Source organism: uncultured Deefgea sp., from assembly GCF_947072475.1.
Taxonomy (GTDB): Bacteria; Pseudomonadota; Gammaproteobacteria; order Burkholderiales; family Chitinibacteraceae; genus Deefgea.
In genome coordinates this window covers 1-18717 of sequence record NZ_CAMTIA010000052.1, presented here as the reverse complement: position 1 = coordinate 18717, position 18717 = coordinate 1, and the positions used below count along the sequence as shown (strand labels likewise).

Genomic DNA, 18717 nt, shown 5'->3' with positions numbered 1-18717 from the left:
TGCGCGCAGCGGATCAACTCCAACATCGTCGCGCCGAGCGTCCGGCGCAAGTGCGGAGTAAACCGAAGGCCTTGTGCGCCATCGCACCCCCCTATGTCAGACTAGTTGTCGCCTCTGAATTTTCATTGGTTTGCAAAAAACAGAGGCTTCAACATGCAAAAAATAACGTATTCTGACGACTTTAAACAGCAGACGCTGAGCAAAGTTTACAAACGCGAAAAAGTGGCGCAAAAGATAGCATAGGATTTAACGATTGAGGCGACAACTAGTTTGACAATTACCGGAATCGAGCGCAGCCCACGGTCGGTGTTTTCAGCTTGAAGCAAATGCTCAATCAACCAGCCTGACGTATCAATTCCCAAACCACCTTGGGCTTTCAAATCAACCCACGCGCCCGCCATACCATGCAAACGCAGCGCTTTCAGTTCAGCGGTAATATCACGCATGATTGGATTCTTCATTTTGGGTCGTTGGCTTAGTTGCTTCGCTCGTCGCCCGTAATTGGTCATAACGCTCGGTATTGGCCTGCGGTTCCTCGCCCAGCTTGAGCTGAGTTTCTGCGCTGGCGGTGGCCGGTGGCTCAGTCAAACGCGCCACCACGTTCAGAATGTGTTCAATACTCAGCACGCCGGACTCCAACACCAATTCAACCGCCACCAAGACCGCATCTAATCCAGCAATCGGCACCGTAGCAAGGACTTGCGCCATCACTTTGTCGCCACCGTTACGCCGTAACAACCCTTGCTTAAGCCGCAACAACGCGGTCGGCATTTCAGCAAATGGCGCGCCATTACGTAATGCGCCCGGCTTGCGGCTAATCAGTGGAACGTAATGCTGCCAGTCGAAACTCACTTGATGCTCGGCCAGCAGGCGCTCATGTCGCGCCACAATGGCATCGTCAACCACAATCACCACTTGGCTTGGGTACAAACGCACACTAACCCGATGGCGTGACCATTCGCACGGCACCGAATAACGATTGCTGGCGACCGTAATCAAGCAGGTGCTTGATACGCTGGCCAAATGTTCGACGTAGCCATCAAACGGGGTCGGCATTGGCATCATTTCCAGTCGTTCCTGCTCCAGCATCTCAGCGATGCTGAGCGCTTTGAACTCAGGGTGTTTCAGCTCTGCCCATAAGGCACGACAACGCTCGGCCAGCCACACATTCAATGCGTCAAAGCTACTGAATTGCACGCTTTGCGCTGCCAACCAAATCCGCCGCCGACTGTCTTGCACATTCTTTTCAACCACGCCTTTTTCCCAACCAGAGGCGACATTGCAGAAATCGGGATCAAACAAATAGTGCGCGCACATCACCGAGAAACGCGCATTCACGATCCGGCCTTTACCCTTCAATACCTTATCGACGGCGGTCTTCATATTGTCGTAAATGCCACGCCGTGGCACGCCGCCCAAAGCGGCAAACGAGCGTGCATGTGCGTCGAATAACATTTCATGCCCTTGGCTGGGATAGGCCACCACCCAAAACGCGCGGCTCGCACAGAGCTTGGTATGTGCCGCGAGCACCTTGCGATAAACGCCGCCAATCAGCAGATGTTCTTCGCTCCAGTCAAATTGAAAAGCCTCACCCAAAGCAAACTGCAAGGGCACAAACCCCTGCGGGGTTTTGCCAGCCTTGCCCCGCCAAGCGCGAACGAAATCAGTGACGGCGCTATAACCACCGGCATAACCCTCGGCCTGAATCTGTTCAAACAACCCCTTGGCCGTCCGACGATTGTGCTTGGCGCGAAATGAATCGGCTTTCAGAGCTTGCTCTAAAGTGGCGTGAAACGGGGTGAGTTTGCCGGGTTGACGCTGGCGAGTGTACTGCGGCGGCGCCTTGGCAGTGGGCTTGCGAATCCAAGTTCGAACGGTATTGCGCGCCATACCGGTGCGCTTGGTAATTTCATGCAGCGACAGATGGTCGCGAAAATACATCCTACGGATTTTGCCAATCATTTCCATGGTGATCACCTTTTATCCTCTGCCTAAGAATTAAGCAGAGCAAGTAAAACACCTGGGTCAATTTTGGATCGGCATAACTAGCTGTAGTGGGTCAATTTTCGGTCGGCGACAACACCGCCAGTTCCGACCCGAATGATCCTCCGTGGGATGATTAAATAGACGTGGCGCTGGGGTTTTAACGCCATCAATCAACCACAAAATCCGCCAAACCTTAAGAGCAGGGCGCTTTTCGCGGTGACTTTGCTTGGTAGCAAGCTTGCATAGCATGACTATGCATCGCTGACTACGCCTTGCTTCGCCGCGAAAAGCGCGTCAGTAGCGGCGGGAAACCCAAAGTCAACAGGCCCTAGGGACGTTGGCTTGGTCGCTGTCGGGTCAAAATCATGAGTGTGCATTTTATAGATTGATTATGGGCTGGCTCACGTGGTACTTTAATATGCATATTATTTATATGTTTAATCGCCATGAGGATTCTATATGCCCCAAGCTCAGATTGTCAGTCACGTTGATGTGCGCCAGATTGCACCTGCCGATCGCCATGCGCTGATTTTTAATACCTTTGCTGCACTGCAAGTGGGTGAGGCATTGAGCTTAGTGAACGATCATCGACCTAATCCGCTCGCGGCGCAGTTTGCCGAGCGCTTTGCTGGCCAGTATCAATGGACTTATTTGCTAGATGGGCCTGCGCTGTGGCAGGTCACGATCGCAAAAGTCAGTGATGCTCGCCTTGGCGCGCCGTGTTGTGGTCATTGCAACGGCTAGCCTTTGCCAAGGAGTGGATGATGGTTAAAGCAATGATTTTACGCGGCCAGCAAGCGCTTGCCGCTCCGCATCGATTGGGGTTTTTAGCCGGTGGTATTTTGCTGGTTTTAAGCTTTTTGTGGTGGGGTGGCCATATGTTGGGGCGCTGGCAGGGTATCGCTTTGCCCAGTGCGGTGGTGCCGATGTTTTTGCATGGCTACAGCATGACGTATAGTTTTTTTCCGCTGTTTATGCTGGGCTTTATTTATACCGCTGGGCCGCGTTGGTTGGGCGTAGCGAGTCCGAGTTTGCGCTGTTATGCCCCGATTATGTTGGGGTATTTACTGGGCGGTCTTTTGGTACTTGCTTCAGCGGTCAATACGGCGCTATTAGGGCTAGGCATCGCTTTGCAGTTGCTGGCATGGCTGGCTGGATTGGCGGTGTGGATTCGAGCGATATTATCTAGCGCAGTGGCCGATCAATTGCACGCTAAAACCATTGCTTTGGCCTTTAGTTTAGGGGCGCTGGGCCTGCTGTTGGCGCTGTATTGGGCGATGACGGGCGATGTGTCGGCGTGGTTTGGGGCGGTGCAGCTTGGGATTTGGGGATTGTTGCTGCCGGTTTTTTTAGCGGTGAGCCACCGGATGATTCCGTTTTTTTCTGCAACGGCTTTGCCGTTATATTCGCCGTGGCGGCCAAATTGGTGGCTGTATACCTTGGTAGGGTGTTCGTTGCTGCGCATTGTGATGTTTGGTCTTGATCTAAATACCCTTGTTGTTGACGCGACGATGGCCAGTATTTTGCTGTATACCACTTGGCGCTGGCGTTTGATCGCGACGTTTAAAGTCAAACTATTGGCGATGCTGCACGCCGCTTTTGCCTGGGCGGGCTTGGCCATGTTGCTGTCGGTGATCAGTGATGTGCTGCAGTGGCGTGGGCACTTTGGTTTGGGTTTTGCACCGCTGCATGCGCTGACTTTAGGGTTTTTCTGCTGCATGTTGCTGGCGTTTGTCACCCGCGTCACGCTAGGGCATTCTGGGCGGCCGTTACTGGCGGGCGGCGTGGCTTGGACGTGTTATTGGCTCATGCAAGGAGTGGCGTTAGCGCGGGTATTGGGTGAGATTTTGCCAAGCATGCAAGCTATTCTGTATGCCGTGGCGGCCAGTATGGCGCTACTGGCTTTACTGAGCTGGAGTCGCGTGTATTTGCCAATGTATTGGCAAGCGCGAGTGGATGGCGGCGCGGGTTAAGTCGCGGTTGTGTGTATCGGGTGTGGTCAGTGCTTTGTCATTTAAATAACGGTTAATTGAGGTATTAGCATTGCTCAAAATGACGCAAATCGACTACACTCCAATACTCAATTGACATTACGTTGACAACAGTGCCTATTCTTCGCGTTTTTTTCTGGCTGTTTATTTCATTTTCGCTGTCACTGAATGTGGCTGCAGCGAAGGAATTGCCGTCGACGCAAGATCATCACACCCACTATCACAATGAGATTGTGCTCGATCATCATGACAGCACATCGGCGTCAAAAGCTGCCGATCAGCACAGCAGTGATAGCATCAAAACCCAAGGTAGTCATTGCAATACCTGCACTTCAGCCATGCCGCTACTTGAGCATAGCGCGATGCTTTCGCCGCTGCGTTCAGTGCAAAATGCGGCTAAATTGGCCGTGCTATCCAGTATCAATTCCCCCCCGCCGTTACGGCCGCCTTTTTTAGCGCCTGATTCTGGCGCGACCTAACAATTTACTTAGCAAAAATAGCGCGTTGACTGGGACATCCTGGTCGTCGGCTTGACGATTGCCCAATATGACTACACATCGCGGCATCGGCGTGTTCGCTGACTCCGAAGTTAAGCTGCATATTGACCTGCCGAGCTGCGAGTATTCGCAGCGCTGTTGTGCCGTGCCTGCGGGGCAGGGGCTATTTTTGCGTTAAATCTGGTTTGTGCTGGTGCGTTTTATAACGTTTTCCACTCAACTAGGATTCATTATGTCTGCTGTGAAGACATGGCCAGCTCATGCTTTGGCCAGCGTATTGCTGCTGTCGATGGGGCTTGCCACCGCGCAAGCGGCCACGCTGCGCGACGCATTTGAGCATGCTTGGTCAGTACAAGCTCCGGCGCAATATGCGCAAAATCAGCGCTATAGCGCCCAATTTTTAGCCAGCCAAGCGTGGACTCCCGAGCCGCCAACGCTGGGTTTATCGCATACCAGCGATCAACTCAATGCCAATACCGGCCGCCGTGAATGGGAGTTGGCACTGTCCACGCCGATTTGGCTGTACGGCCAACGTGAGCGAGCAGTGCAGGTGGCGCACACCGAGCAAGCGGCGTTTGCCGGCGCATCGCGCTTGGCGCAACTGGCCTTGGCCGGTGCGCTGCGCGAAGCGTGGTGGGATGTGCGTGCGGCCGAGCTTGAGGTTGAGCTAGCCCAAAACCAAGTCAACGCCGAGCAAGCTTTGGCGGTGGATGTGAAGCAGCGGCTCAAAGCCGGTGATTTAGCGCCAAGCGACGCAAGGCAAAGCCATATTGGGGTGTTACAAGCGAAAAAAAACCTCGGTATGGCGCAGCTGACTCTGCAACGGGCGCAGCAAAGTTTTACGCTGTTGAGCCGTGGCGCGGCGCTGCCAGCATCGGCTGAAGTCGAAACCGAAACCGAAGCCGCCGGTGCGCATCCCTTGCTCGCCAGTCTGGGCTTAACGGCCAATAGCGCGCAGGCCAAGCTGCAACAAGCGGCGGGTGACACGCCGAACGCGCCAGAAATTGGTCTGAGCTATACCGTGGAAAAAGACGCCAGCGATGCCGCGTATCGTGGCCGTATCAAGCTGGGTTTCCAAATCCCATTGGGGGCGCAATCGCGTAACTTACCGCGCATCGCTGCGGCCAATGCCGAGCTGATTCAAGCGCAATTAGAGCTTGAGCAGCAAGTCACCAGCATCGCTAGCGGCTTAAAAATCGCGCAGTCAGCCCTAATCCAAAGTCGTGCCGAGCTGGACATTGCCGCCGAGCAGCGGCAATTGAGCGCTGAACAAGCGCAATCGATCGACAAAGGCTATCGGCTGGGGCAGTTCGATTTGACAACGCAACTAAAAAGCCAGCAAGCGCAATTGGCCGCCCAATCTGAATACGCGCGTGCTCGCCTTGCCGTGAATCGCGCGATTTCCCGACTCAATCAAGCCGCAGGAATCTTGCCATGATGCCCAAAAAATCCTTACTCGCGCTTATTTTTAGTGCGATGTTGGCCAATGCCGTACTCGCTCACGGCGACGAAGACCACGGCAGTGCGCCAGTGGTACTCAGCCGTGCCGGACTGGCCAGTGCAGAAACGCATTCGGCTGAATTTGCGCTGTTTGCCCAAATCAACCAGCAGACCTTGCAGGTGTATCTCGATCGCTATCAAGATAATTCGCCGGTGGCCGGCGCCCAGATCGAAGTTGAAAGTGGCGACTTTAAAGCCCAGCTAAAACCGATTTCTCCTGGGGTGTATTCGGTTGCAGCTCCCGCCTTATCGAGTGTGGGTGAACATGCCCTTATGTTTACCATTATTGCTGGCGAGCAATCCGATTTACTAGAAACCACATTAACCGTGGCCAAACCGGCCCTAACGCCAGCGAGCGGCCCAGCCGTGAGTGCTTGGTGGTGGGGTGCAGGCGGATTGCTGAGCATTGGCGCGATTTCATTGATTATTGCGCGGCAACGTCGTGCAACTCGTCCAGTTTTAGGAGTAAAGACATGATGACCCCCGCAAAGCATTACCAACTTAAGCTGATTGGCCTAGCGCTACTGACTTTAAGCATTCAGCCCGTGTGGGCGCATGGCGATGAAAATCATGGCGCAGCCCCTGTCGCGGCACAGCTCAATCATGATCAAGCTCAGCGTTTACCTGATGGCCGCGTGCTACTGCCTAAAGCAGTGCAGCACCGTTTGCAGGTGCGTACGGTGGTGGCCAGTGTAGGGCAGGTGGCCCGCAGCATCGAGCTCAATGCGCATGTGGTGATGAATCCCAATCGGGGCGGCCGAGTGCAAGCCAGTAGCAATGGGCGAATCAGCATGCCCAAGGGCGGCCTGCCATTACTCGGTAGCAAGGTGAAGCAAGGGCAGGTTTTAGCTTGGCTAAAGCCAACCGCCAGTACCTATGAATTGGCGCAACAACAGGCCGATTTAGCTGAGGCGCGCAGCAAGCTGCAATTGGCGGAACAAACCGTCACGCGATTAAACGCTTTGTCCGATAGCGTGCCACGGAAAGAAATTCAAGCCGCCGAAGCGGAGCGCACGAGTTGGCGTACCCGTGTGGCGGCAATGGCCCAAGTGAGCGGCGGCGAAGCTTTGCGTGCGCCCGTGTCGGGCGTATTGGCAACCAGCGATGTGATTCATGGCCAAGTGGTCGATAGCAGCGCGGTATTGTTCGAAATCATCGAGCCCAATAGTCTGCTGATTGAAGCCTTGGCTTACGATCCGGCGCTGCTTAGCAATGTCGCCAGCGCCGCAGTGCAAGGCATTACGCTGCGCTATTTGGGTGGCGGCAGTAGCTTACGCAATGGGGCGTTACCGCTGTTGTTTGCGCCGACTGAGGCGATGCCGTTGGCGTTGGGGCAAACCTTAAAACTGACTGTGCAAACGCGCGAGCAGCGCCAAGGCATCCGCATTCCGATGAGCAGCATTGTTAAAAATGCGGCCAATGAACCCATCGTTTGGTTGCACGACAGTGCGCAAGTCTTTCGCGCCGTGCCAGTCACACCGCTGCCGGTCGATGGCAAAACAGTCCTCGTGACGCAGCTGACCGCAGGCAGCCGCGTTGTGACGCAGGGTGCCACATTGATTAACCAAATCCGTTAAATCGTTAAAAACCAAATCTTGAAATACAGATGGGCACTGAGTAATACATTGTTTTTCACGATGAAACTCAGTGCGCTCGGTGTCCGATTCAAGGTATTGATTTGGTTTTGCAAGGAGCAGTTATGTTTAGCTGGATAGTGAATCAAAGTCTGAAAAACAGACTATTTATCGTTGTGATCGCCGTCATTATGTTGATCTATGGCGGTTTAACGGCCAGTAAAATGCCGGTGGATGTGTTTCCGGATTTAAATAAGCCCACCGTCACCATCATGACCGAGGCCGGCGGCATGGCGCCGGAAGAAGTTGAGCAGTTGGTGAGCTTTCCGTTAGAAACCGCACTCAACGGTATGCCCGGCGTGACGCGAGTGCGCTCAGTCTCGGGCGTGGGGTTGTCGATTGTCTACGCCGAGTTTGAATGGGGCTCAGACATTTATCGCAACCGGCAGTTGGTTGCCGAGCGCTTGGCCGAAGTTAAAACCGCGCTGCCAGACGGCGTTAGCCCAGCAATGGGGGCGATTTCATCGGTGATGGGTGAAATTATGCTGATTGCTTTTCCGATTCAGGCCGATGGCAGCCCGATGGCAGTGCGCGAATACGTTGATTTTGTGTTGCGTCCTCGCTTGTTGTCTATCCCCGGGGTGGCGCAGGTGATACCGATTGGTGGCGAAGTGCGGCAATTTCGCGTTGAACCCAATACCGCGATGATGGCGCAATTGGCTGTGGGGTATGAGGATATAGAGCTTGCTTTAAAAGGGTTTTCAAGCAATACCAGTGGTGGGTATTTGGAGCAAAATGCCCGCGAATACTTGATTCGCAATATGGGGCGCACCACCAAGCTTGAAGACATGCAAAATCTAGCGGTCAAAGTCGTCAACGGCCAGCCGGTATTACTCAAGCAAGTGGCCGAGGTTAAATTTGCTGCGGCGTTTAAACGGGGTGATGCTGGTTTCGCCGGGCAAGCGGCGGTGATTGTTGGGGTGCAAAAGCAACCCACCGCCGACTCGATCAAGGTGACGCGTGAAGTTGAAGCGGCTTTAAGCTCGCTGAGTAAATCACTACCGGCCGGAATGAGTGCGCCGCAAGTGTCATTTCGTCAGGCTGACTTTATCCAAGCCTCGATTGCCAACGTGCAAGAAGCCTTGCGCGATGGCGCCATCATGGTGGCGGTGATTTTATTTCTATTTTTGATGAATAGCCGCACCACGTTTATTTCATTAACCGCAATTCCCTTGTCGCTGGCGATTACCTTTTTGGTGTTCAAGATGATGGGGTTGTCGATCAATGTGATGACGCTGGGCGGTTTGGCGATCGCGATTGGCGAGCTGGTCGATGATGCGCTGGTCGACGTCGAAAATGTGCTGCGTCGACTCAAAGAAAACCAGCCCAAAGGCATGGTGCAGACGATTCATGTCATCGCCAGCGCGTGTAATGAAGTGCGCTCTGGGGTGGTGCTGGCGACGATGGTGGTGGTGCTGGCTTTTGTGCCCTTGTTCGCCTTGCCAGGGATTGAAGGGCGATTATTTGCCCCATTGGGCGTGGCGTACATTACGTCGATTTTGGCCAGTTTGCTGGTAGCGCTGACCGTGACACCGGTGATGTGTTATTTCCTGCTGGGTCGGAGCACTGGCAACCCGACGCAAAAACGCAGCGACGCGGAGCAAACTAATCCATCGGAGGTGGTTGCAACGGGATTTTTTCGTCGCTCTTTACGCCTTTGCGCCTCGGCGTCGAAAACGCTTTTTGGCCCGGTGCTTGACCATGGCGACTCCAAGCTGGTGCAGTGCTTAAAGCGCTGGGATGAACGGGTCTTAGTCGCGTCATTTGCGCACGCCAAACTGGCCTTGGGTTTGGCCGTGGTGCTGCTGATGGCCGCCTTGGCCAGCGTGCCGTTTTTCCCCAAAGCGTTTTTACCGGCGTTTAACGAAGGTACTTTGCTGATTGGTTTGCAGCTCAATCCGGGTACTTCATTATCGGAGTCGGGGCGGGTGGCGCGTGTTGCTGAAATGCTGGTTGCTGACGTTCCCGAGGTGGTGAGTGTTGGACGTCGAACTGGGCGCGCCGAGCTGGATGAACACGCCGAAGGCGTGCATACCAGCGAGCTTGATGTGGATTTACGTGCCTCAGAGCGCAGTCGGGACGAGGTGATCGCCGATCTGCGCCAACGTTTGGCTATTTTACCCGCAGCCATTACGGTGGGGCAGCCGATTTCACATCGGCTTGATCATTTATTGTCAGGAGTTCGGGCGCAAATTGCCTTGAAAATCTATGGCGATGACTTGGATACCTTGCGCGGTGAAGCCGCCGGATTAAAAGAAAAACTCGCCGCCATTCCGGGGCTGACTGATTTGCAAATCGAAAAGCAGGTGTTGATTCCGCAAATCAAAGTTCGCATCGATTATGATCGCGCCGCGCAATTGGGTGTTGCGCCCGGAACGCTACTCAAAACCTTAGAAACGCTGACTGAGGGCGATACCGTCGCGCAAATTATCGACAACAATAAGCGCTTTAATCTGGTGATTCGCCTGCCCGATGCTGAGCGCGATGCGCAAGGGCTGGGCAATATCTTGATTGATACGCCGCATGGCAACGTGCCGCTATCGCAAGTGGCCAGCATCGAAGAAAGCGATGGCCCCAATCAGATTGGTCGCGAAAACAGCCGCCGCCGCATCGTGATTTCGGCCAATTCCGACGGCTCGGATATGGCTGAAATCATTCGCCAAATCCGGCTGGTATTGGCCGAAAACCAGCAACCCGAAGGTTATTTTGTTAGCCTAGAAGGGCAGTTCCAAGCGCAAGAAGCGGCCAGTACGCTGATTGCAGGGCTGTCTTTGATCTCGCTATCGCTGATTTTTATGCTGCTCTATAGCCGCTATAAATCGGCCGTGTTGGCTTTAACCATTATGGGCAATATCCCGATGGCCTTGATCGGTAGTGTGATTGCGATGTGGTTGGCAGATATTTCTTTATCTGTGGCGTCATTGGTGGGTTTTATCACGCTAACGGGCATTGCCACGCGCAACGGTATTTTGAAAGTCAGCCATTACATCAATCTATGTAAGTTTGAAGGCGAAACCTTTAGCCAAGCGATGATTATTCGTGGCTCGCTCGAACGACTTACCCCAGTGCTGATGACCGCGCTCACCGCTGCGCTGGCGTTAACGCCGCTGCTATTTGCTGCGGACGCGCCGGGCAAAGAAATCTTGCATCCGGTGGCGGTGGTGATTTTTGGTGGCTTGATCAGCTCGACCATTCTCGATACCTTGCTTACGCCGCTGATGTTCTGGCTCTTCGGCCAAAAACCATTACAACGCTTGCTGGATGAAAATAGTCAGACGGCGTTTTAACCCTGGCCTTCGGGCTCTTTGATAAAGGAAGTATCATGAAAAATATTTTAATCGCCATAGGCTTTGTACTTGCTTCAAGCTTGGCCATCGCTGATGGCGAGATGAAAGCAGCGCATGGTGGCGTAATGGCCGAAGCAACGGCGGGTACGCGTGCAGAGCTCAGTACCCAAGGCAATATGTTGATGGTGTATCTCACTAGTCACGATGGCGAGGCGATTGCCACTAAGGGGGCGGTTGCTGAATTAACGGTGCTCAATGGCACTGAGAAACAAGCGGTGAAGCTCGCCCCATCGGGCGACAATTCCTTTATGGCGCACGGCCCATACAAAGCCGTTGCAGGCACCAAAGCCATATTGAAAGTGACCTTGCCAGGTCAGGCTGCGGCGCAATTTCGTTTTGCTTTGAAATAAAATATCAATGGGTATTGCTATCTAGATCTTGGTAGTAGGCTTCTGTGTGGCAATACCTAAGTAAATCTGCCAAGCTTTGTTTGAATGTCTCTGAGCTAAGTCTTTGATTGGTAACGACGTAGAGTTAATGGCCTCCAAACTATCTGTAGCGTGCGTATTTATATTGCTTCTCCTGATGAGCGACCCAGTTCAGTAAAACTCGGTAGATACCGTCTTGCCCGTGAAAGCAATGCCAATATCAGCTCAGCGCCAATCTCCCCTAACCAGCGCTAATACGCTGCCGTGTTGCCAAATAAAACCACAGCGCAATGGCGCTTGGTTTTGAGGTAATTATTTAGGGTATTGCTATCTATGCCCCGAAACAATCGTAGCCGAAGTATCGGACGGTCTTGGTTGCTTTGATCGGAATGAGTTTCACTCCTTTGGGGTTTTCTCAAGGTTCCGCATTAATTTAAGTGTTTCTTCAATAAATATTCGGCAGTGTGCATGCACACTTAGATATTCGCGCGAACATTCCGTTTAATTCAGCCATACCGCTCACAAAAAAAATCACCATTCTCTTTCGGAGAAAATGGTGATTTTTCAAAGTTCAGCACATTAAGTACGGTCGTCTCACTCAGTTTGAATGATAGCAACGCAAACCTATGATTTAAATAGGCTTGTTGTTTTCTGTATTCAAACTATCAGGAGCCGACCCACTTAGTAGATTAAAACGGCATTCTTAATTTAATTGAAGCCGTTTGATTGACGAAATCATTTCGTGCTTCAACATCATAACGTGCAGTAATTTCCAGTGCCTTGCTGTTAGTGATCATCAAGCCCAAACCACCACGAGCAAACCAAGGCGATGGATCGAGCCCCTTCGTAATGAACTGTGCACCACCGCCAACAAAGGCCGATGAAATCGATGATTGTTGCGACAAGGTATCGTAACCGCCACCGAGGTTGGCGGTGAATATTACTTGTTCATTTATCGCATGATTGAGCTTGCTGTCCATTGAGAAAGTCAGTTCTTGCGCGCTATTGTCGTTTACATTCAAGCTCAATGCCCCTGCGCCAGTTTCGGTATAAGCGGCATCATGGATATACATATAGTCGGCACGCAGCGATGGTGTCAGCGTCGTTTTTTCCGCCATATTGAAACTACGAGCAATGCCAGCACCAAGATGCGCATTCCAGCTGTTGTAACTTGATGATGCCACGTGATTTAAACCACCAAAGTTGATCGCGCGATCGCCCTCGGTATGGCTGCGGCCCAGCGCGGCCTGAAAGTTCACATCAGTGCGTGGATCAAGACTATAGCTGCCATATACAATCCCGCGATAACCATCGACCTGCGCTGACTGCGGTGCCACACTAGAATTGCTATCGACTTTACTACGCAGATAAGACAGCGCCCCACCTAGACGCACTTGATCGGTAATCAGGCGATCAGCTCCGAGCACCAGACCGTAGGAGTCTGCTTTATAACCAGAAACGCCATTACTATCGTCTTGATTCGCCCAAGAGCCCATTGGCTTGAGCCAAGCCTCTTGATTATTAATAAATTCATCACCCGACGACCGCCCTTTATTGGCGTCTTGTCGTGCCTGCACTACCCGGTCAATGCTATGCAGCACAGACGAATTTATTTCTGCCATCCCACCATTTTGCAAGGGCACCATCTGTCTCACCGCGTTCGACACTGCCAGCTCAGTTGGTAATGTGCCTAGCGCTGTGATAATCGACTGCATTGAACTTGGCGCTTGACTACCTTGCGCAATCAGTTGGTCAAATACAGTTGCAACTCCGATGGTTGATGAATTTTGGTTGTTCTGCACACTACTGACAACGGTGATTTTCGGCTTAACATCAGGGATTGGAGGAACAATTGCAGTAGGTGGAACAACAACAGGTGGAACAACAACAGGTGGAACAACAACAGGTGGAACAACAACAGGTGGAACGACAACAGGTGGAACGACAATATCAGGGGCAGTACAACGACTTGCACCTGCCGTCTCCACGCATAAATCAACAGCATTGCCATTTTTTGTCGCAATAAAATCAAACAAGGCGCTGTTATCGGTTACGGTAAAACTTGGCCCTGCGACTAAAGTTTCAGCCGTAATCACACCAGGCTGTGCGCTGGTACCAGCGATTAGACTCGGTGCACCAACGACATTGACATTGATTTTGTTGCTGGCGGATAGATCGGCGGTACCGCTCACGACCAGTTGGCCGTAGCTAGTTGCACTACTCAGCCCCGTTTCAAACACACCCGTAGCGGACTGGGTGTAGTTGCCAAAAATCATCACCGACGTACCGGCTGCCACGGCCAATTTGCCCGAGTTATGCACGCCCAACTTCGTTTTGACGTCATGTCCCAGATTCAATACCCCATCACTACTAGCAACTTTGAGGGTGCCGACGTCAAACGTATCGCCTGATGTAAACGTGCCATTCACATTCACTACCGAAGCCGCGCCACCATGCACTGCGCCAGTAACGACGGCATGATCGCCATTTAGATTTAGTGTTGAGGTATTCAGGTGCACTTGGCCATCCAAAGTGCCGGTATTGCTAATGCCATCGGTGACACCACCGGAATGCACATAAATTGCGGCCGTTGAGCCTGAGATTATCCCGCTATTCACAATCGAACCAATCGTCCCGTTGAGGTAAACCCCCTCACCGGCGTTTCCCTGTCCGCTAATTGTACCGCTGTTATTTAAGCTGCCCAGCACGCTGCCGTTAACGGCGATACCAAGGCCAAGATACGTCCCGGTACCAGAGATCGTTCCGCTATTGGTTACGTTCGTAACGGCCGTTAACGAGCTAGAATTACTTTCCATATAAATGCCCATACCTGGCGAGCCATTTGCACCAAGACTACGAATGGTGCCTTGATTATTGATAGAGCTTACGGGTAGGCCACTGCCAACGGAAATTTTGACGCCATACTTTCCCACGACATCAATCAAACCTTCTGGTGAGGTCACCACTAAGCTAGATCCAGAATTTAAGGTGCAAGTATTGTTCAGTGTCGTTGAAATAATATTAGAGTCAGACGCATTGCAGGCGGCAGCCATTGCGGGCCCTGCGGCTAAGGTACTTAGCGCAAGTAGCACGGCAGAGACGATGTGTTTTGGACTACATGGTAAAGCACTATTATGAGCAGTGTGTTTAAGGTGTTGCGAGCGGCCCATCGGATGTAATTCCCTTATTGGATTAAAAGTAAGTGGTGCAGGGTGCGAAGGCGTGAATAATACCATTAGTAAATGTTAAAATTAACATTTACTAATGTATTAAATCCTCGAATGCTTACATTTTTTGCTGGCGTATTAACGTCGCTACTCATTCTGTTGCTAACGGCTTGCAGCAATATCAGTCCAGAAATACGGCGCGTGCATAGTGAAACAAAGGCTGCTATGCAGGGTTGGCAAATGCTGCACTTGCCGACTACCGACTTCGTACTCGTCGCCTTTGTGCCCAACACAACAGTTCTTGGCAAAAAACTAACTGTTTATATCGAAGGTGATGGGCTGGCATGGATAACTCCTGCGCTCGCATCTGACGATCCGACACCACGGCAAGCCATGGGACTGGAGCTAGCCTTACAACATTCAACCAGTAATGCGGCATATCTGGCACGCCCCTGCCAATTTGTTTCGGGTGCAGCGCGGCGCGGCTGTGAAGTCGGCTACTGGACGGGGCAACGTTTTTCGCCTCAAGTTATTGCTGCCAGCTCACAGGCGATTGATGCACTCAAGCTACGCTTTGGCGCTAAGCAACTGATTTTGGTGGGATATTCAGGAGGAGGGGCCATAGCCGCTTTGGTCGCGGCACGACGTTCTGACGTGATTCGATTGGTGACCGTAGCCGGAAATCTAGATCATCAGGCGTGGACAATGCAGCACCAACTCGCACCACTGACAGGGTCGCTTAATCCTGCGGATGCTTGGCAAGCCTTGCAGTCCATTCCACAGTTGCATTTGATTGGTGGTAAAGATCGCAATATCACATTGGAAGTCGCTAACGCCTACCGCGCCCGTTTCCCATCTGATTTACAGCCTGAAGTACGCGTGATACCGAACTTTGATCACCGCTGTTGTTGGGCGCAGCAATGGCCGAGCATTTCAGAATGGGCATTTCCTTTAAATTAATAAATATCAAAACGAATACCTAGGGCGAATAATTGATGCGCTTCAATTTGCTACAAGTTAAGCGCATGCCGATTGATCTCGCGATCAATGTTCGGCAGGATAGGGCTCGCTAGGAAAAAGCTGACTCTGGATGAACCTCTATTCACGAAGGATCATTTCGAGCCGAATATAGATTGCGCTGCCAGTGCCATGTTGGAATGCCCTGTGGCAGCGTTTTGAATCCGGATACCTAATGCATCAACATAAAATCCCCACCACCGTATCCACTGAACTGTCACCACCACCGGTGAGCTTTTGGCAGGCGTTTTGGTTTTGGTTAAAGCTGGGTTTGATTAGCTTTGGTGGCCCCGCTGGGCAAATTGCCATCATGCATCAAGAGCTGGTTGAGCGGCGGCGTTGGATTTCAGAAAAACGTTTTTTGCACGCGCTGAACTATTGCATGGTGTTGCCCGGCCCCGAGGCGCAGCAATTGGCAACGTATATTGGCTGGTTAATGCATACAACCCGTGGGGGTATTGCCGCCGGAGTGTTATTTGTATTGCCTTCGCTGGTGATACTAATTGCATTGGCGTGGGTTTATATTGCTTTTGGCGATGTGCCGCTGGTGGCGGGATTGTTTTACGGGATTAAGCCGGCGGTGACGGCGATTGTGCTGCAAGCGGCGCATCGCATTGGCTCGCGCGCGCTTAAAAATAATCTGCTGTGGGGCATTGCGGGCGCATCGTTTGTGGCGATTTTTGCTTTGAATGTACCGTTTCCATTGATTGTCTTGGTGGCGGCCGTGATTGGCTATATCGGCGGCAAAATAGCGCCCGACAAATTTAAAACCGGCGGCGGGCATGGCAAAACGGGAGCATCGTATGGCGCGGCATTGATTGACGACGCTACGCCCACGCCAGCGCACGCGATTTTTAGCTGGGCACGCTTAGTTAAAATCATCGTTATCGGTGCGCTGCTGTGGCTAGTGCCGATGGGCTTATTGATGACGTATTTTGGCTGGCAGCATACCTTTACGCAAATGGCGTGGTTCTTTACCAAGGCCGCGTTGCTCACATTTGGCGGCGCGTATGCGGTGCTGCCGTATGTGTATCAAGGCGCGGTGCTGGACTTCCAATGGTTGACGCCAACACAAATGATCGATGGCTTGGCGCTGGGTGAAACCACACCGGGGCCGTTGATTATGGTGGTGGCTTTTGTTGGTTTTATCGGTGGCTATACCAAGGCGCTGTTTGGACCCGAATCGGTATTTTTGGCCGGTGCGCTCGCTGCTTGTTTGGTGACATGGTTTACTTTTTTGCCGTCATTTTTGTTTATTTTTGCGGGTGGCCCGTTGATTGAAACCACCCACAATGATTTGAAATTTACCGCGCCCTTAACGGCGATTACCGCAGCAGTGGTGGGGGTGATTGTGAATCTGGCGCTGTTTTTTGGCTATCACGTGTGGTGGCCAAGCGGCTTTGCCAGCGGCATTTTGAATTCTGTCGATTGGATTGCGGTGTTGATCTCCATCGCGGCGGCCATTGCTTTGTTTAAATACAAAAGCAATGTGATTCACGTGATTGCCGCTAGTGCGGTGTTGGGTTTAATTTTGAAAACGGGATTGTTATGAGTTTGTTCAATTGCTGTGGTGCGCTATCGGCTAAGCAATGAGCTTGCCGCGCCACAAAGGGCTGATTTTTGGGTTTTTCAAATGTTGTTAGTTTGTATTTAAGTTTTTGTCATCAAATAGACATGTATATTTCAGCTAAAACCATGCAAAATAGCAAGGTAAAGTGTTTATACGGTTTATATCTTTTTATTGATGGAGCTTTTGATGACTAAATCTACAAATCCAGCGGTGGCGAGCGAGCAAGACCCAAAAAAGGCCGTAGAAAGCTCAACGCCAACAACACCAGCAGCAACACCAGCAACACCAGCAACAGTTCCTGCCGCAGCCGCGCCAAAAACCAATGCCAGCACCCCGCGTAAAACGGCAACGCGCCGCGCTCGAACCGCCCCAGCAAAATCGGTCACGGTGACCAATGTTGCAGAACCGAGCGCCGTTGCACCCGCAGCGCCAAGCGTAGCCAAAGCCAGCCCTGCTGCTGCGACCAAAGCCGCTGCGCGTAAGCCCGCCGCAACTAAAACTGCCATAGCTAAAACCGTCGCTAAACCCGTCGCAGCCAAAGCTGACACCGCCAGCACGGTCGCCGAAGTGCCAATGGCTAAAGTGAGTAGCAAACGCAAAGCGGCGGCTTCAGTCGATGATCTGGAAGCATTGGCCACGCACTTACTTGGCGAGCAATCGAGCGCCGCGCCGCAAGTTAAGATGGGTAAAAAACTGGATAAAGCCAGCCAGTTACCAGCGAAAAAAGCGGCTAAAAAAGCCAAATTAATTCGCGATAGTTTTACCTTCCCCGAAGCCGACTACGCCTTGATTGCCGCTTTAAAGCAGCGGGTGATCGGCGCGGGTCTTGAGGTGAAAAAAAGCGAATTGATTCGTGCTGGATTGAATGCTTTAAGCGCCTTGGCCGATGAAGAGCTGCATAAAATGCTGCATCAGCTAGAAAAAATCAAAACCGGCCGCCCAGCTAAATAAGCATTTTTTAGATTTGCTGTTGGTGTGCTGTGCCGCAGGCACTGAAAACCATTAGCAGCAAATCTAAGTATCACTCTAAATACTAGGGTATCTATTGCGAGCTATTGTTAGATAAGATCTCTATAGCTATACCCAATAAAAAAGCGGAACCGAGGTTCCGCTTTTTTTATCCTTGATCCGTCATCTTGCCGCCGAGTGCAGCGTTAAACGACGCTGTCACCACCGTATTCATCGCGTGTTGCGGGTTTTTTTCGGCGCATTAATTGGTAAGCGGCAGGAATAATAAATAACGACAATAAAGGCGCCGTAATCATTCCGCCGACCATCGGGGCAGCAATCCGGCTCATGATTTCGCTACCAGACCCACTGCCAAATAAAATCGGCAGCAAACCGGCGATAATCACGGCGACGGTCATGGCTTTGGGGCGCACTCGCAATACTGCGCCTTCAGTAATCGCATCGTGCAAGCCCGCATTGCTGTGATCGCCTTTGTCGAGTCGTTCTTGCAGTGCATTTTTTAGATACAGCAGCATAATCACGCCAAATTCAGCCGAAACCCCCGCCAAAGCAATAAACCCCACCCCCGTGGCAATCGATAGGTTGTAGCCCATTAAATACAGGAACCCCCGGGCGCGTATAACCAAAGCCGGGCCCCCCGGGCCGGCAGGGAGGGGGGGTGGCGGCGGGGG

At 52.1% G+C, this 18717-nt stretch carries 15 protein-coding genes; 11 read left to right on the top strand and 4 right to left on the bottom strand.

Annotated elements, in window-relative coordinates:
• Positions 1–206 precede the first annotated feature (206 nt).
• Both Q0V82_RS13745 and istA read right to left on the bottom strand, forming a co-directional pair.
• Positions 207–446, bottom strand: a complete 240-nt coding sequence (locus Q0V82_RS13745) for a hypothetical protein (protein WP_297576731.1) — start codon at positions 444–446, stop codon at positions 207–209.
• Positions 439–1968 carry an IS21 family transposase gene (gene istA, locus Q0V82_RS13740; RefSeq protein WP_297576730.1) on the bottom strand — a complete coding sequence of 510 codons (1530 nt, stop codon included), beginning with the start codon at positions 1966–1968 and terminating at the stop codon, positions 439–441. Before istA ends, Q0V82_RS13745 begins: the two co-directional genes overlap by 8 nt.
• Before the next feature lie 477 nt (positions 1969–2445).
• Between istA and Q0V82_RS13735 the strand changes: the two genes are divergently transcribed.
• The 8 genes from Q0V82_RS13735 to Q0V82_RS13700 all read left to right on the top strand — a co-directional run bounded on the left by Q0V82_RS13735 (position 2446) and on the right by Q0V82_RS13700 (position 11305).
• Entirely contained in the window at positions 2446–2730 is a 285-nt protein-coding gene (locus tag Q0V82_RS13735; RefSeq protein WP_297576729.1) for a DUF2249 domain-containing protein, read from the top strand.
• A 17-nt stretch (positions 2731–2747) separates the two neighbouring features.
• A complete protein-coding gene (locus Q0V82_RS13730) occupies positions 2748–3959 on the top strand; it encodes an NnrS family protein (RefSeq protein WP_297576728.1) in 1212 nt (403 codons plus the stop codon).
• A 131-nt stretch (positions 3960–4090) separates the two neighbouring features.
• Entirely contained in the window at positions 4091–4456 is a 366-nt protein-coding gene (locus tag Q0V82_RS13725; RefSeq protein ID WP_297576727.1) for a hypothetical protein, read from the top strand.
• A 250-nt stretch (positions 4457–4706) separates the two neighbouring features.
• On the top strand, positions 4707–5912 hold the full coding sequence (locus tag Q0V82_RS13720) for a TolC family protein (protein ID WP_297576726.1): 1206 nt from the start codon (positions 4707–4709) through the stop codon (positions 5910–5912).
• Positions 5909–6451 (top strand): hypothetical protein, encoded by a 543-nt coding sequence (locus Q0V82_RS13715; RefSeq protein WP_297576725.1) that lies wholly within the window; start codon positions 5909–5911, stop codon positions 6449–6451. The genes Q0V82_RS13720 and Q0V82_RS13715 overlap by 4 nt, the downstream gene beginning before the upstream one ends.
• Positions 6448–7551: an efflux RND transporter periplasmic adaptor subunit gene (locus Q0V82_RS13710; RefSeq protein ID WP_297576724.1), complete on the top strand. Its 1104-nt coding sequence runs from the start codon at positions 6448–6450 to the stop codon at positions 7549–7551. The genes Q0V82_RS13715 and Q0V82_RS13710 overlap by 4 nt, the downstream gene beginning before the upstream one ends.
• Before the next feature lie 122 nt (positions 7552–7673).
• On the top strand, positions 7674–10895 hold the full coding sequence (locus Q0V82_RS13705) for an efflux RND transporter permease subunit (RefSeq protein ID WP_297576723.1): 3222 nt from the start codon (positions 7674–7676) through the stop codon (positions 10893–10895).
• A 35-nt stretch (positions 10896–10930) separates the two neighbouring features.
• Positions 10931–11305 carry a hypothetical protein gene (locus Q0V82_RS13700; RefSeq protein ID WP_297576722.1) on the top strand — a complete coding sequence of 125 codons (375 nt, stop codon included), beginning with the start codon at positions 10931–10933 and terminating at the stop codon, positions 11303–11305.
• Positions 11306–12012: 707 nt separating this feature from the next.
• Here Q0V82_RS13700 and Q0V82_RS13695 read toward each other — a convergent pair.
• Positions 12013–14376, bottom strand: a complete 2364-nt coding sequence (locus Q0V82_RS13695) for an autotransporter domain-containing protein (protein ID WP_297576721.1) — start codon at positions 14374–14376, stop codon at positions 12013–12015.
• Positions 14377–14604: 228 nt separating this feature from the next.
• Here Q0V82_RS13695 and Q0V82_RS13690 point away from each other — a divergent pair, with 228 nt between their 5' ends.
• The 3 genes from Q0V82_RS13690 to Q0V82_RS13680 all read left to right on the top strand — a co-directional run bounded on the left by Q0V82_RS13690 (position 14605) and on the right by Q0V82_RS13680 (position 18028).
• Positions 14605–15450, top strand: a complete 846-nt coding sequence (locus Q0V82_RS13690) for an alpha/beta fold hydrolase (RefSeq protein WP_297576720.1) — start codon at positions 14605–14607, stop codon at positions 15448–15450.
• 232 nt (positions 15451–15682) lie between these two features.
• Positions 15683–17059, top strand: a complete 1377-nt coding sequence (gene chrA, locus Q0V82_RS13685; protein ID WP_297576719.1) for a chromate efflux transporter — start codon at positions 15683–15685, stop codon at positions 17057–17059.
• A gap of 204 nt (positions 17060–17263) precedes the next feature.
• On the top strand, positions 17264–18028 hold the full coding sequence (locus Q0V82_RS13680) for a hypothetical protein (protein WP_297576718.1): 765 nt from the start codon (positions 17264–17266) through the stop codon (positions 18026–18028).
• Between the two features lie 203 nt (positions 18029–18231).
• Here Q0V82_RS13680 and Q0V82_RS13675 read toward each other — a convergent pair.
• Positions 18232–18717, bottom strand: a 486-nt coding sequence (locus Q0V82_RS13675; protein ID WP_297576717.1) for an efflux RND transporter permease subunit, incomplete at its 5' end; no start/stop codon positions are given.